This is a genomic window from Acetobacter sp., from assembly GCF_052102375.1.
Taxonomy (GTDB): Bacteria; Pseudomonadota; Alphaproteobacteria; order Acetobacterales; family Acetobacteraceae; genus Acetobacter.
On the sequence record NZ_JBQDXI010000015.1, the window covers coordinates 56363 to 71190 of the forward strand.

Here is a 14828-nt window from a genome sequence, read left to right on the forward strand (position 1 = left end):
TGCTTAATTGACATTCCACCTATAACAGACGCGCGAACCAGCTTCCAGTTCTATGACAAAAAATTCATAATTTTGTCTGCGGCATGAGGGGAGTATGAGGAGGGCGGGGTCAGGCTCTCCATCAGCCGGAGGCAGAGCCTGACACGGTGCTTAAGACAGATATAAGGATGCACACACATGACGCTGGACTTCACTGAAAACGAGATTCAGCGCTATTCCCGCCATATTCTGTTGCCGGAAGTGGGAGGGACAGGGCAGGCTGCCCTACGTGCCGCATCTGTACTGATTGTTGGGGCTGGTGGCCTTGGGTCTCCCGCGGCCCTCTATCTCGCTGCTGCCGGGGTGGGCCGCATCGGGCTTGTGGATGATGACGTGGTGGAACTCTCCAACCTGCAACGTCAGATTCTGCATGACACAGCAACAGTCGGGCACCGTAAGGTCGAGTCTGCCAAAAGCAGGCTGACAGCCTTGAACCCGGATATTCAGATAGACACGTGGCCTGTACGCCTAAGCCCCGATACGGTGGATGAGCTTGTCAGCCAGTATGACCTTGTGTGTGACGGATGTGACAATTTTTCCACCCGCTATCTGGTTAACGCAGCCTGTGTGCGGGCGCGTAAACCGCTTGTCTCAGCAGCCGCGCAGCGGTTTGGGGGGCAGCTTTCTACCTTCCGCCCTTGGCAGGGTGGGCCGTGCTATCATTGTTTGTATCCGCAGACAGACGGAGAGGCTGACGGCCTGAGTTGTAGTGACGCAGGTGTTTTTGGTGCAGTAACTGGCGTTATGGGCACCTTGCAGGCCACCGAGGCTTTGAAAGAACTGCTGGGGTTGGGAACCTCTCTGGCCGGGCGGCTCCTGATGTGGGATGCCTTGTCCACCCGCTTTACAACCATCGCCCTGCACCGGGACCCCACATGCCCGGTGTGCGGGCCTGAACAGGATGTTTGCGCATGAGTATTTCTACTGGTTCCCGTACGCCGCCGGTTTCTTTTCCTGCTCATCCAGCCCAGCCGCCGGTTGGGGTGTCTGGTCTCTCTGTAGCCATACCGCAGGGGGATGCAGGTGGGTGTGAGTTGGCTATCATGATTGTAGAAGCTCGGTACGAGCGTCTGCACGCGGCCTTCATGCTGGCTGTTACGGCCTGCGCGCTCGGGCAGCAGGTTGTGCTTTTTGGTATGGGGGCGGGTGTTGCAGCCTTTTGTAAAAACTGGGACGGGCTGGAACAGCCAGAGCGTGATGCCGCACGGCAGGAGGCAGGCATAGCTGGCCTTGATGATTTACGCACAGCCCTGCTGGATTTTGAGGAAGCCACCCTCATGGTTTGCGACTCCGGATTGAAAGCTGTGCGACTGACAGAGGAAGCCCTTGTTGCTGATGTAAGCTGTGTTGGCCTCCCCACTTTTCTGGACCAGACGCAGACCGCCCGGCTGGCGGTTTTCTAAGGGTCATGCACGCTTATGGTGGCTGTGGCCCCTGCATCATGCAGCTAGCCTCTTGCCGCCACGGTCCGCTCTTGGCAGGGATGCAGCCATGATGTTCAAATCTTCCCTCTCTTACCGCTTTCGTCTGCTGTCCTGCATGGCAGGTTGTTTTGTGGCTCTGTCTGCGGCCCACGCTGCTGACAAGAAGCCTGAAGCTCATAAGCATCACGCCCATGCAGGGGCCCGGCATGATGCAGCAGGCAAGAAGAAAGCCGCTACAAAGAAGGCGGCTGGTAAGACGGCTGAAGCGCAGAAAAAAGCCGCTGCCAAACACCTGAAGCATGATGACAGCGCAAGTGCTGCCCATGCGGCCAAGGCCCAGCATACAGCGGCCCACCATAAAGCCGATAAACATCGTGCCGCCAAAGCCGCTCTTGCCGGGGCCGGTACGGCCGCAGCTGTAGGTGCAGGTGCTGCAGCGGCTACCCCTGCTGCAGACGCAGCCGGGGCTCAACCCCCTGTGCCGCCTCCCTCACTGGAAGATCAGAGCAAAGGGGCCGTGACCGGCCTGCCATTGCCCCGCTATGCGTCCCTGCGTGCGGATGAGGTGAATTTGCGTGCAGGGCCGGGGCGTCGTTTCCCAATTCTGTGGGTTTACCATCGCCGTGGCATGCCCGTTCGCATTGAACGTGAATTTGATGTGTGGCGTCTGGTGGAAGATGCCACAGGCCAGAAAGGTTGGGTGCAGCAGGCTACGGCCTCCGGCGGGCGGGACTTCATGGTTCCCGGTGAGCCAGCGGGAGACGAGGCGCCACTGGTGGAAAAAACGGACCAGAACGGCGCAAAAGTCGCGTCCTCCGGTCATATGGACAGCCGTGTTCTGGGCACTGTTGCCAGCGCAGCCGAGGCCAAAGACCTTCCCGGTAGCGTGCTGATGCACAATGCCAGCAATGACCAGTCTCCGGTTGTTGCCATTCTCAAACCGGGTACGATTGGCTCGGTCAAGGAGTGTGCAGCTGGTTCAGACTGGTGCAGGGTGTCCGTCAAGCAATATAGTGGCTGGGTCCAGCGCCATGCGATCTGGGGTGTGGACGCGGAAGAGGTGATCGCCCCTTCCTGATACCGCCACCTGAAGGCCGAACAAGGAACAGGATAGACCATGCCGACAACACACGCGCTTCATTGCCGGACCAAAATTGTTGCCACTCTTGGCCCGTCTTCCACAGATTACGAGACCATTCGTGATCTGGCTCTGGCCGGGGCAGACGTCTTCCGTTTCAACTTCTCCCACGGCACGCATGATGACCACGCGGCCCGCCACGCCATTGTGCGGCGTGTGGAGGCTGAGTTGGGTGAGCCGATTGGTATTCTGGCAGATATGCAAGGCCCCAAGCTGCGGGTTGGCAAATTTGCAGCTGGCAAGGTCCTGCTGGAAAAAGGAGCGGCCTTTCGCCTCGATCTGTCCGATGCACCGGGGGATGAAACCCGCGTGCAATTGCCACACCCGGAAATTATTGCAGTAGCCAAACCCGGTAGCCGCCTGCTGATGGACGACGGCAAACTGGCCGTGGTGGTCGAGCATGTTGGCGCGGATTGGCTGGACACCCGTGTGGACGTTGGGGGTGTGCTTTCCAACAACAAGGGCGTGAATGTTCCTGACGTTACACTGCCCATTCCGGCCCTGACGGAAAAAGACCGCCGTGATCTGGCTTTCGCCCTTGGGTTAGGGGTGGATTATGTTGCGCTGTCTTTTGTACAGCGCCCTGAAGATGTGAGCGAGGCTCGTGCCCTTATTGGCGAGCGCGCCAACCTGCTGGTCAAGCTTGAGAAACCACAGGCCATGGATAATCTGGAGGCCATTCTGGCTCTGACAGATGCCGTAATGGTTGCCCGTGGAGACTTGGGCGTAGAACTGCCGCCCGAAAATGTGCCGTTGGCTCAAAAACGCATTATCCGTCAGGCACGGAAACTGGGTAAGCCGGTTGTGGTGGCGACCCAGATGCTGGAGAGCATGATCTCCGCACCAACACCTACACGGGCTGAAGCGTCAGATGTGGCAACAGCCGTGTTTGATGGGGCAGATGCCGTCATGCTGTCTGCGGAATCCGCTGCGGGGCAATACCCGCGTGAAGCTGTGCAGATCATGAACCGCATTATCTGGCGGACTGAGCAGGACCCGGAATGGCAGTCCATGATGGCAGTAGCCCGTCTGGCACCGGAAGATTATGTGGCGGATGCCATTGCCAGTGCAGCCCAGCAGGTGGCGGATACCCTCAAAGCTGCGGCCATTATGGCCTATACGCACCGTGGGGCCACGGCTTTCCGCATTGCGCGGGAACGGCCGCTCTGCCCGGTTATAGGTGTGACACCTACGCATGAGGCAGCCCGCCGTATGGCATTGGTGTGGGGTGTACGGGCCTTTGTGGGAGAAAGCACAAAACCTGTCACCAGTGTGGAAGAAATGGTGGAAACAGCTCAGGCTGTTGTAGCCAAGGCTCGCATTGGCGGGACGGGTAATTCCATCGTTATTGCTGCTGGCGTACCCTTTGGTGTGGCAGGGTCAACCAACCTGCTGCGCGTTGCAAAAATACCCTGATCTGTTCGGCAAGACCCTTCATTGGGTCAGATGTGCGGGCCGGGTGCGTGACAGGGCGGGCGCACCACGGTATGCCGGGCTAAGAGCGGCGGTAAGGACGGCAGGAGCGTAACAGACAGCATGAAGGCAGCCACCACACACCTGCAACGGCGTACCCTTATACAGGGTCTTGGTTGTTTTTCAGCGGGGTTGGCTGTTGCCGGTGCGGCCCCGGCTCCTGAAATGGCAGATACTGCCCACCCGCCAGATGTTACAACCACGCCGCCGCGCCAGTGGGGGCCGAGTGCGCCGCCGTCTTACACACCAGACCCGGACGTGGTGGTTATAGACCGCTCTTTCCGTGATCTGCTGTTTGGCGCAGCAACGCTGCACCGCGTGTGGGATCAGGGCACGTGGCTGGAAGGCCCCGCCTGGAGTTCTGAGGGACGGTATCTTATTTTGAGTGATACCGTCACCAGCCGACAGTACCGGTATTTATGGGAGACGGGAGAGGTTACCCTTTTCCGGCCGGAATCCTACCACGCCAATGGGAACTGTTTTGATTATCAAGGGCGGCAGATTTCCTGTGAGCATTTCTTTCGCCGGGTTATCCGGTGGGAGCATGATGGCTCCGTGCATGTGGTGGCAGACCATTACGAAAACCGGCCCCTGAATTCGCCTAATGATGTTGTGGCTCATCCTGATGGGAGTATCTGGTTTACAGACCCCAGCTATGGCACCGGATTTACCGAAGGCCATGCTGATGAACCGGGGGGTGAAGCTAATCCAGACGGGCGTATTCGCTGGCGTATCGGGTCCGAACTCATTGGCGCCATAGGTGGCACCAAGCGTCAGGCCGACCACACCTTCAGGGTGGATCCGTCCGGCCGGATTGATGCTGTGCTGACACAGCAGCAACTCCCCAACCCTAATGGTCTGTGTTTCTCACCAGACCATAAGAGCCTGTATGTTATTTCCTCCGGTCGGCAGGCTGGAGGAAATGGGCATGATGGAGATTTGGGCGTGCATGTGTTTGACGTGCAACCGGACCATACTCTGGGCAACCCACGGCTGTTCACCAATATGCGCTATCAAGGGGTGCAGATGGGGCCAGACGGGATGAAAACCGATATCTTTGGCAATCTGTGGTGTGGCGTGAGCGGCCCACTTGGGCTGTGCGGCGTTTTTGTCTTCAATCCGGAGGGCCATCTGATCGGGCGTATCCGGCTACCGCAAGGTGTGTCCAACCTGACTTTTGGCGGCCCTAAACGGAATTGGCTGTTTATGTGTGCAGGGGAATCACTCTACCGGTTGCAAGTGAATACACAAGGCGCAGGCCCATCCTGAGAAGGCCTGCGGTAATCTTGCCAGACTGTCCTGCTTATCAGGCGCTTTTTTTCAGAAAAAGCGGCAGGAGCGTAAACAGTCCGCACACTATTGAAACAAAGTAAGGCAGACCGTGCGGCGCAAACTCAAGTGCCGTGCCTGCTAGTTCTGGCCCTACAAACGCTCCCACACCCCATGCAACGGAACTGGCCGCATAAATGGAGACGAGGTCTCCGCCCTGAAATCGGCTGCCTACAACAGACATGGACAGCATATATAGGGCAGCAAACAGGCCATCCCAAACAAAGAGAATACCATAGGCCCAGCCGTGGTGGGCAATGCCCCATGGCCAGAGCAAAGCCCCAAGGCAAGAGACTGTGCCAAGCGTAATCATCAGCTTACGGCGGTCCATACGGTCGCCCAGCCACCCTAGCGGGAACTGAAGCACTATTGCCCCTAACAACATGGCTGTGAGGAGCAGTGTGGCCGCTTGCTCAGCCCACCCATTGCGGATGGCATACAGTGTCAGGAAGGATGATCCCGCTGCTTCCAGCATGGCCATAAGAAGGGTCACGCCAATGGCAATGGGTGCCAGTTTTACATAACGCCAAAGGCCACGATGTTGGGGAGCTTCCAGCTTGGGGTTCTGCATCCACGGCATACAGATCAGAATAAGGGCCAGCAAAACAAAGCTTGCGCTTATGCCAAAGGGGGCAAAGCCGTGCCGCCCCACTGCCGCCAGAATAAATGGTCCGGCGGCAAAGCCCAGTGAGAGGGTGATGCCATACAGAGCCATGGTGCGGGTACGGCTTTCGTCCGGCGTCAGATGGTTTAGCCAGCTTTCAGACAGGATAAGCAGAACCTCGGTCGCGGTACCGAGGGCTAATCTGAGTGGAAACCACATCCATACGGAGGGCACTAAAGGCATGGCGACAAGCACACACATAATTGTGGCAAGTGCCAGTGTTAAAGGCCGTTTAGGGCCAAACCGTGCGGCAACGCGCGGCAGGAAAGGGGCAATGGCTAGTACACCCACCGCATGCATCATGGCATTTGCCGCAATAAATTGCGGGCCGTAGCCTTTTTCCGTCAATTCCAGTGTGAAAAGCGGGGCGCTGAGGCCGTAAGTCAGACCAAAAATACACCCTACAGCCATAAGTGACAGCAAAGGCAGGACAGACAGAGCGGCGCGCGGACGTGCAATGGAGTGAGGCATGTCACGTCTCTATCGTGTCTGTCCTGCTCAGGCAAAGTCCGCGTGGGTTGTGGGCAGTCAGTGCAGTGCGTTAAGGTGTGGTTGCACGGGCAATCTGGTGGCGCATCTCCGCTATAACGGCGGGCAGTCCATCAAAAATAGCCTGACCAATCAGGAAGTGCCCGATATTGAGTTCCCGTATGTCCGGCAAGGCAGCAATGGGGCCAACATTTTTATAAGTCAGACCGTGGCCTGCATGGACTTCCAGCCCGCCTGCATGGGCCAGAGCGGCCCCGGCACGCAGGCGTTCCAACTCACCGGGATGGTTTTCCGCGTAAGCGCCTGTGTGTAATTCCAGGACCTGTGCGCCCGTTTTTATGGCGGCTTCAATTTGTGCGGGGTCAGGGTCAATGAACAATGAGACCCGAATACCCTTGGCAGCCAAGGCCTGAACCTTTGGGGTCAGGCTGGCAAGGTGGTCAGCAACATTCAGGCCGCCTTCTGTGGTCAGTTCCTCACGCCGTTCGGGTACAATGCAGCAGGCATGGGGGAGCAGGGTGCTGGCAATCAGTACCATTTCATCAGTTGCAGCCATTTCCATATTAAGGGGTATGGTAAGCTGTTCGCGCAGATGTTTAAGGTCTGCGTCCCGAATATGGCGGCGGTCTTCACGCAAATGCGCTGTAATGCCGTCAGCCCCGGCGTTTTGTGCCAGCAGGGCAGCCGCTACCGGATCAGGGTGGTGGCCGCCGCGGGCATTACGAACAGTGGCCACATGGTCAATATTGACACCAAGACGAATGGCGGGGCGGTGGGCAACGCTCATGGGGTGTTCTTTCTGTTATGGACCAGTGTTGCAGCAAGCCGGAGTGCCGCCAGCAGGCTGGATGGGTCAGCGCTATTATGGCCAGCAATATCAAACGCCGTGCCGTGGTCAGGGGAGGTGCGGATAATCGGCAGACCGAGTGTCACATTCACGCCCTCAGCCATATCCAGCGTTTTAAGCGGAATAAGGCCCTGATCATGATACATGCAGAGTGCTACATCATATTTTTCCCGCGCTTGCGGCGTGAAAAGTGTGTCTGGCGGGTAAGGGCCTGTGATGTTCAGTCCCTCAGCCTGAAGGGCGCGAATGGCGGGCAGAATAATATCCCGCTCCTCTGTCCCCATAAGACCATTTTCGCCAGCGTGCGGGTTCAGGCCTGCTACGGCAATGCGTGGAGAGGGTAATGCGAAGTCACGCTGTAGCCCTTGCGCTACAGTGCGCGCGGTCCGGATGATCAGGTCTATGGAAAGCTGCTGGATGGCCTGACGCAGCGCCACATGCACAGTAACCGGCACAACCCGGAGTGACGGGCCTGCCAGCATCATGACATCCTGTCCCGGCACATTGCAGAGTTCGGCAAGATAGGAAGTATGGCCCGGATGCGCAAAACCTGTTTTTTGCACAACCTCTTTGCTAATAGGGTTGGTCACGACAGCGGAGGCCTGCCCTTGCTGCACCAGTGCAACAGCGCGGGCTATGCTTTCAATAACACTAGGGGCATTACGGCTATCTGGCTGGCCAGCCAGTGCGGGGGTGGCCAGTTCTAGCGGCAGCACTGGCAGTGCATGCGGGAAAATAGCGGCAGCCTCTGCCGGCGTTGCAACAGTTTGCACGGGTACAAACGGGTGTAGCAGTTCCGGCGCGCCTAAAAACACAAAGGCAGGTCCATGCTGGCGGGTAGCCTGCCAAGCTTTGGCGGTAATTTCCGGCCCAATACCGGCAGGGTCGCCCTGTGTCAGAACCAGCATGATTGTCCTTGGTGTTTTGAGGTGGAAGGTTATTCCGGAGCCTGCCCGGTCAGGGCGTACAGCACACGAACCCATGACCGGATGCCTTTATGGAAGCAACTCAGGTCATATTTCTCGTTGGGGGAGTGAATCCGGTCATCATCCAGCCCAAAACCGATCAGCAGGGAGTTCATGCCCAAAGCGTGCTGTATTTCCGTCACAACAGGAATAGAGCCGCCGCAGCCAATAACCGCTGCTTCCTGCTGCCATTCTGCTGCCAATGCTTTAAGGGCAGGCGGCAGGAAGGGCATATCACCTGCAACAATGCTGGCGCGTGAACCGCCATGTTCTTCAAACTCTACAGAGCAGTCAGCAGGAAGGCGGGCTTGCACATGGGCGCGGAAAGCTGCGCGAATTTTGTCCGGGTCCTGATCGCCTACAAGGCGAAAAGAGACCTTGGCCATGGCTTTGGAGGGCAGAACCGTCTTGAAGCCTTTTTCTTCATACCCACCGCTAATGCCGTTAATTTCGCAGCTAGGGCGGCTCCATGTCTGCTCTAGCGCGGTATAACCAGCCTCACCCGCAGGAAGGTGCAAACCAACCGGGCCGAGGCTGTCAGCATCGCTGGGGCCAATCTTGCGCCACATGGCGCGGGTTTCTTCCGGAATAACCGGCACACCCTCATAAAAACCAGGCAGCGTTACACGGCCGGTTGCGCCATCACGCAGGTCGGAGAGAATATCGCACAGAACCTGAATGGGGTTGCGGGCCGCATTGCCGTACATGCCGGAATGCAGGTCCCGTGTCGCGGCGGTAATGGTGACTTCCTCGCCCACCATACCGCGCAACATGGTGGTGATGGCAGGCAGGCCACGGCCCAGCATGTTTGTGTCGCAAATAAGCGCTACATCGGCCTTCAGCTCGTCCCGGTTTGCTTCCAGAAAGGGTAGAAGATTGGCTCCGCCAGATTCCTCTTCGCCCTCTATCAGCATGGTTACGGTTAGGGGCAGGGTGCCATCCGCCTGTTTCAGGGCGCGGCAGGCTTCTACAAAGGTCATGACCTGACCTTTGTCGTCCGCTGCGCCACGGGCCGTAATTTCCTGCTCGCCTGTGGGGCCTTTAACCAGAACAGGCTCAAAGGGTGCGGAATGCCAAAGGTTCAGCGGGTCAACAGGCTGTACGTCATAATGCCCGTAAAAGAGCACATGCGGCGCACCGGCAGGCCCTTTGGCGTGTGCCACAACCATGGGGTGGCCGGGTGTTTCCCGCGTGCTGGCATCAAAGCCGATAGTTTTAAGCGTTTCTACAAGCCACTCGGCAGCTTTGCGGCAGTCTGGCGTATGGTCTGCCTGTGTGGAAATGCTGGGAATACGCAGCAGGTCAAAAAGCCGGTTCAGGCTGGCATCCAGCCCTTTATCTGCTTCAGACAGCGCGGCCTGTATGGTCATGAGTAGTCTATCCCCTGCAAGGTCTTGAAACGGTGTGGGTTGCACGGAGCAACCCGCTGTAAAACACTACTATACCGTAAGACGGTGTTTCAAAAGTTCAGAGTTCAGGACGGGCACAAAAAGACATACCAGCCCAGTGGGAGAACTTTTGACGCACTTTTATTGCGTGCAGGGTGGTGTTTCAGAAACCGTTGGGGGTGAAGTCACTCAAAAAATAATACAACAGGTTAGGGACGTACCCATATTCCACCATGATGTGGGACTGCGGGGTAGCCTTTGCGTACCAGATGGGGTCAAAATATTCAGATAATGCCACGCGGTCTGGCAAGGACCGGTCTGCCAGCAGGAAATGCCGAAACGGAGCGAGTGCCTCCAGCCCGTCATCAGTGGCCCGATGCTTCTGGTACATGGCGGGGTTAAAAAACAGGTGCCCCTGTAACCCTTCAGCAGCCCCTACGCGCAAATAATGATCATATCCATTTTTGTAACCCTGTTGCATCAGAGCGCTGGGCGTCAGGTTTTCACCTTGCTTAATGTAATAGCGTTCTGAAAACAGATAGTGTGGAGACTGATTTTTGTAACCACGTTTACAGTAGTGCTCAAAGCCGGAGCGGTAAGTCTGATTGGAAACACCCTCCAGCGCATCGGCGCAATTGCGCCGGTACCATTCTTCATCAAAATACGGGTTGGGGGAGTGGCCGGAGAAAGCCCCCTGCGTTTCGTACCAGTGCTGGAGCCCTTCATCTGGCAGGGAGAGAGCCTCCCCCAGCACGTCTTTATAGGCGGTCCGATACCATGCCGCATCAAAATCGTGCCACAGGGGTTTGAGCAACGGTTTCGTCATACGCCAGACCTTCTACATACAAAAGGGAGGGAGAGCGTTCAAAAAGAAAAGGTGTGCTCAGCGTGCCGCACGGCGGCTGCGCCACAGTTCTGCAAAATCAATTTGTTGAATAACAATTGGCAGGAAACCAGCTTCACGGCTCAGCGTCGTTATCAGATTGCGCGCTGCAGGAAAAAGCAGGCGCGGGGCTTCAATCAGGAGCAGCGGCTCAAGCGTTTCCGGTGTTGAGTTCTGAAGAGTGAAAATACCAGCATACGTGAGGGAGGCTTCAAAGAGGACTACCGTTTTTTCCTCACTGCTCATAGGGTTGTTCTGGCCCTGACAACGCAGGATCAGTTCTACCTCAAAGCTGGGCTGGTTTTCGGCCAGTTGGTTGGCTTTTACGTCCACCACAATTGCTGTATGGGGCCGTTCCTGTGTTCTGGTGTAAACGGCAGGGGCGTTGTAAACCTGAAACATCACCGCTTTACTGTACTGAATACCTACCAGCATGCTTGGTGTGGAAGGGGTATTTGTGCTTCCGCCAAGGGAATCCGCTAAATGCTGTTTACGGCCAGTCATAGTATGGAAAAGCTCCTAGGGTGCGGCGGCACTAAAGTGATGGTAGGAAAAAAGAATGACTTAAAGATGCAGCAGCAGTAACAGATAAGTTCTGGAAGTGCGAGACCCAACTCTCAGTTTGTAATGCATAGAAAGAGAAGAGCAGAGCGTTACATCAGACTATGTTATAGCTGTTTTACTTTTTGCCAACACTTTCCAGTCTGCACTTTTCTTGCGCTTACCCCAGCCTGAGGCTAGGAGAAAAATATGATAAGACTGATCGTTGTTGTTCCGTTCCTGCTTGCACTTGTGGTGTTCAGTGCCAGTAATCAGGATCCACAGGATATGTGGATGCTCACTTATAGCTGGAAATCCTCCATAGGCGTTCTGGCGCTCAGTGTAGCGGCTGTTGGGTTTCTGGCAGGGGCCTTCTGTTTTTGGGTTGCTGAATTCGGGCAGCGCCGGCGTGCTCGCAAGGCTGAGCAGCGTGTGCGTGAGCTTGAGGCGCAGGTGGCACAAATTCAGGCCGCTGCTGCTGCGCAGGCCCCTGTACGTGGCCCAGTCGATGCGCTGAATGCGCCACACGCCGCATCTGGCACCATTGTTCCACCCCCTTCAGAAGACCTGATATAATCCATGACACGCAAAACCGGCCTGATTGCCGCCCTTGATACGCAAGACCCTGCAACAGCCAAAGACTGGGCTAAGGCCGTTGCGCCTTCAGCTGGGGCTATCAAGCTGGGGCTGGAATTTGCCTATGCCGCTGGTTTTCAGGCTGTGGCAGATGTTGCAGGTAGTGCGCCGCTGTTCCTTGACCTGAAGCTGCATGATATTCCCAATACGGTTGGGTCTGCTGTAAGGGCTTTATCTCATCTGCGGCCCAAAATGCTGACACTCCATGCCTCCGGTGGCCGTGCCATGATGGAAGCCGCGCGCAAAGCTTGCGATGACGCGTTTCCTGCGCATGAGCGCCCCGCTTTGCTGGCAGTGACAGTCCTGACAAGTATGGATGATCACGGCCTGCACGAAATTGGCGTGGCCGCCACAGCGCGGGATCAGGTGGTGCGTCTCGGTAAACTGGCAATGGCAGCAGGCATGGACGGGCTGATCTGTTCAGCGCATGAACTGGTGCCATTGCGGGATGTGCTGGGAGACAAACCCCTGCTTGTGACCCCCGGTATTCGCCCGGCAGGTAGTCAGGCAGGCGACCAGAAGCGTATCATGACGCCCGCTCAGGCACGGGATGCCGGGGCAGATTGGATTGTAGTTGGTCGCCCCATTACGCAGTCAGATAACCCGGCAGCAGCGGCAGCCGCAATTGTTGCAGAACTGGCTGGCTGATGATGGGCCACAAGGAAAACGCCACTATTGGCATCAAGATTTGTGGCCTGACAGAAGAAGCGGGTTTTGATGCCTGTGTTGCGCAAAAAGTAGACTGGGTGGGGTTCGTTTTTTTTGAGCGTTCCCCTCGTAATATTACGGCGGCGCAGGCAGCAACTTTATCTGCGCGCCATACAGGCGGCCCGCAAAGGGTAGGGCTGTTTGTACACCCTGATGATGCAACCCTTGAGCACGTGCTCAACACGGTCGCACTGGATGTTTTGCAGCTTTATGCCACGCCTGCTCGTGCGTTGGCTATTAGCCAGCAGTATGGTTTGCCAGTCTGGCTTTCTCAGCCTGTTTCAACACGGGCTGAACTCCCCCAACACTGTGCAGTGGACCGTTTACTGATAGAGCCCAAGCCCCCAGCGGATGCAACCCGCCCCGGCGGTAACGCGCAGCAACTGGATTGGGACCTTCTTGCAGGATGGCATCCAACTTACCCGTGGATGCTGGCTGGGGGGCTGAACCCTCAGAATGTGGCGCAGGCTGTTCGCCAGACTGGCGCTCCGGCAGTCGATGTCTCCACAGGTGTGGAGAGTGCTCCCGGCATTAAAAACCCGGATGCCATTGCGGACTTCGTCCAAAATGCGCGAAGCAGCATGTTTTTAGCCTGAAAGTGCATTTAGGCTAAAATTTCCTCTTGCCTGTTTCGTCAATCTTGGTATTACCAACCCCGCGCCGGAGAGATGGCCGAGTGGCTTAAGGCGCACGCTTGGAAAGCGTGTGTACGTTAATAGCGTACCCAGGGTTCGAATCCCTGTCTCTCCGCCAACAAGCAAAAAATCATAAAGAATTCAGCGGGTTATGATGAAGTGCCTAAGTGCTCCCATCATCTGTCCCACCTTATAGTTTGTGGTTCCCTGCGGTCTTGAGCGGCTTCAAAATAAGTGGGAGCGATTTGTGTTGGCAGAACGTCGTGTATTCTGATAGAACGAAACAAGAATGCGCCGAGGAGCCTTTTCGCCCAATTCCCCAATAGAACATCACATGTACCTTTTTCGATGAGGGTAATCTACGTACCTCCCCAAGTCAGCCTCCAGTTCTAATCACCCCCAGCTCCTCGGCAAGGTGTGGTTCGACAAGACGACCGATGACCGGCCGTCATGGCTTGAGGAGTACGTGCAGTGCACGACATACAGACGTTTGATCCTCTAGGGCCCTTCATCACCCGGCTTGAGGCCGCGCGGATTTATCTGCGCTGCGACGGTCGACCGTTACGTCGCCGAAGGGCGCCTCCCGAAGCACAAGTTTGGCCGGAAGACGCTTTTCCTTCTGGCGGACGTCCTCAAACTGGTGATCCGGGCGGATGTCCCTGATACGGGCTCAGGCGGACCTTCCGGTTCAACGCGTCGTGGTCGCGCCTGTTCCCGGCCGCTTCCAGTGGCCCTGGAGACACTCATTTTCTATGTGATCGTTGTGGCCTTGCTGATACGATTTATCATGCTCCATCATTGACCCGGAGCCGACGGGGGCGTGTCCTGATGCCCGCCCCCGTTCGCTTTCACTGAAGTCAGGCGCTCACAAGGCTTGAGCTCTGGCAAAAGCCTGACCCAGACGCATCGTCAGCACGACAGGATCGCACACCTCATCGATATGAAGGATTTCGACCGGAGCCGTCCCGACATAGCGAAGTAGGCGCTCCTCGATAGCATCACGGAGTGCTTCGGTGTCTTCCGAGACCGATCGCCCGTCACGGGTGACGGTGCCGACCACTTCGAGATAGAGCGTGGGTTTCCCTCTGATACAAAGCCCGAAGTCGGCCCGCGCCTGGACAGCGCACTCTCTGACAGGCGGCTGAACCATCACGCTAACCGTTCGCGGACTGACGCGCTCGATCCGACGATAGACAGCCAGTTCCACGATGGGTTCAATGCGATAACCTTTGATCCGGACGTCACTCTGCCAGGCTGGCAGTGTCGTATGGCGCTGGGTCGCGGCCTGACGGAAGGCCTTCCACAGAGGCTTGTCCCGGTTGTAGCGGTCGACCAGAGCGTGGCCGCCACCGCAGAACTCGAGCATCTGTTGCATCGGCGTGACGAGAAGCTCCTTTGACAGAGCGGCATAGCGGTCCAGGTCCTCGTCGCGGAAAAGATTGCGGGAGACCCAGTTCGGGAGGGCATTGTTCAGGTGGTCGTTGATCATGAAGATAATCCAAAAGGGTGCACGTCTCCCTCGGGCCCATGAGCCCGATGCGAAAACGCACGAATTGTAAGAAAAGAAAAAACTGTTGGCGGCATGTTGCCGACCTACCACTACAGTTGCATTTTTTGTCGTGAGTGAGCGCGGATAGCGCTGACCTGATGCGTTCGTCGAAAGACGGACC

At 56.8% G+C, this 14828-nt stretch carries 15 protein-coding genes and 1 tRNA gene; 9 read left to right on the top strand and 7 right to left on the bottom strand.

The window, feature by feature from the left end; genetic code table 11:
* Positions 1-177: 177 nt before the first annotated feature.
* The 5 genes from ACTIDN_RS08355 to ACTIDN_RS08375 all read left to right on the top strand — a co-directional run bounded on the left by ACTIDN_RS08355 (position 178) and on the right by ACTIDN_RS08375 (position 5343).
* The gene (locus ACTIDN_RS08355; RefSeq protein ID WP_441376678.1) at positions 178-954 is read left to right on the top strand and encodes a HesA/MoeB/ThiF family protein; all 777 of its coding nucleotides are present in this window, start codon (positions 178-180) and stop codon (positions 952-954) included.
* Positions 951-1442, top strand: a complete 492-nt coding sequence (locus tag ACTIDN_RS08360; protein ID WP_441376679.1) for a DsrE family protein — start codon at positions 951-953, stop codon at positions 1440-1442. Before ACTIDN_RS08355 ends, ACTIDN_RS08360 begins: the two co-directional genes overlap by 4 nt.
* 88 nt (positions 1443-1530) lie before the next feature.
* Positions 1531-2541, top strand: a complete 1011-nt coding sequence (locus ACTIDN_RS08365; RefSeq protein ID WP_441376680.1) for an SH3 domain-containing protein — start codon at positions 1531-1533, stop codon at positions 2539-2541.
* A gap of 39 nt (positions 2542-2580) precedes the next feature.
* The gene (pyk, locus tag ACTIDN_RS08370; RefSeq protein WP_441376681.1) at positions 2581-4017 is read left to right on the top strand and encodes a pyruvate kinase; all 1437 of its coding nucleotides are present in this window, start codon (positions 2581-2583) and stop codon (positions 4015-4017) included.
* Positions 4018-4239: 222 nt separating this feature from the next.
* Positions 4240-5343, top strand: a complete 1104-nt coding sequence (locus ACTIDN_RS08375) for an SMP-30/gluconolactonase/LRE family protein (RefSeq protein ID WP_441376695.1) — start codon at positions 4240-4242, stop codon at positions 5341-5343.
* A 37-nt stretch (positions 5344-5380) separates the two neighbouring features.
* Here ACTIDN_RS08375 and ACTIDN_RS08380 read toward each other — a convergent pair whose 3' ends face one another.
* From ACTIDN_RS08380 to ACTIDN_RS08405, 6 genes are all read right to left on the bottom strand, one after another.
* Positions 5381-6538: an MFS transporter gene (locus ACTIDN_RS08380; RefSeq protein ID WP_441376682.1), complete on the bottom strand. Its 1158-nt coding sequence runs from the start codon at positions 6536-6538 to the stop codon at positions 5381-5383.
* Between the two features lie 70 nt (positions 6539-6608).
* The gene (locus ACTIDN_RS08385; RefSeq protein WP_441376683.1) at positions 6609-7343 is read right to left on the bottom strand and encodes a pyridoxine 5'-phosphate synthase; all 735 of its coding nucleotides are present in this window, start codon (positions 7341-7343) and stop codon (positions 6609-6611) included.
* Positions 7340-8311, bottom strand: a complete 972-nt coding sequence (gene pdxA, locus ACTIDN_RS08390) for a 4-hydroxythreonine-4-phosphate dehydrogenase PdxA (protein WP_441376684.1) — start codon at positions 8309-8311, stop codon at positions 7340-7342. The genes ACTIDN_RS08385 and pdxA overlap by 4 nt, the downstream gene beginning before the upstream one ends.
* A gap of 29 nt (positions 8312-8340) precedes the next feature.
* The gene (locus ACTIDN_RS08395) at positions 8341-9738 is read right to left on the bottom strand and encodes a dipeptidase (protein ID WP_441376685.1); all 1398 of its coding nucleotides are present in this window, start codon (positions 9736-9738) and stop codon (positions 8341-8343) included.
* Positions 9739-9919: 181 nt separating this feature from the next.
* Complete coding sequence (locus ACTIDN_RS08400; RefSeq protein WP_441376686.1) at positions 9920-10582, bottom strand: glycosyl transferase; 663 nt, start codon at positions 10580-10582, stop codon at positions 9920-9922.
* A 57-nt stretch (positions 10583-10639) separates the two neighbouring features.
* Complete coding sequence (locus ACTIDN_RS08405; RefSeq protein ID WP_441376687.1) at positions 10640-11143, bottom strand: protein-export chaperone SecB; 504 nt, start codon at positions 11141-11143, stop codon at positions 10640-10642.
* A 246-nt stretch (positions 11144-11389) separates the two neighbouring features.
* On the opposite strand from ACTIDN_RS08405, the gene ACTIDN_RS08410 reads away from it, so the two are divergent.
* The 4 genes from ACTIDN_RS08410 (at position 11390) to ACTIDN_RS08425 (ending at position 13276) form a co-directional block, all read left to right on the top strand.
* Positions 11390-11755 (top strand): lipopolysaccharide assembly protein LapA domain-containing protein, encoded by a 366-nt coding sequence (locus ACTIDN_RS08410; RefSeq protein ID WP_415507703.1) that lies wholly within the window; start codon positions 11390-11392, stop codon positions 11753-11755.
* Positions 11756-11758: 3 nt separating this feature from the next.
* Positions 11759-12463 (top strand): orotidine-5'-phosphate decarboxylase, encoded by a 705-nt coding sequence (gene pyrF / locus ACTIDN_RS08415; RefSeq protein ID WP_441376688.1) that lies wholly within the window; start codon positions 11759-11761, stop codon positions 12461-12463.
* The gene (locus ACTIDN_RS08420; protein WP_441376689.1) at positions 12463-13119 is read left to right on the top strand and encodes a phosphoribosylanthranilate isomerase; all 657 of its coding nucleotides are present in this window, start codon (positions 12463-12465) and stop codon (positions 13117-13119) included. The genes pyrF and ACTIDN_RS08420 overlap by 1 nt, the downstream gene beginning before the upstream one ends.
* Before the next feature lie 66 nt (positions 13120-13185).
* Positions 13186-13276: transfer RNA gene (locus ACTIDN_RS08425), tRNA-Ser, on the top strand.
* A gap of 747 nt (positions 13277-14023) precedes the next feature.
* Here ACTIDN_RS08425 and ACTIDN_RS08430 read toward each other — a convergent pair.
* On the bottom strand, positions 14024-14828 hold an 805-nt coding region (locus ACTIDN_RS08430; RefSeq protein WP_441376690.1), incomplete at its 5' end, for a hypothetical protein.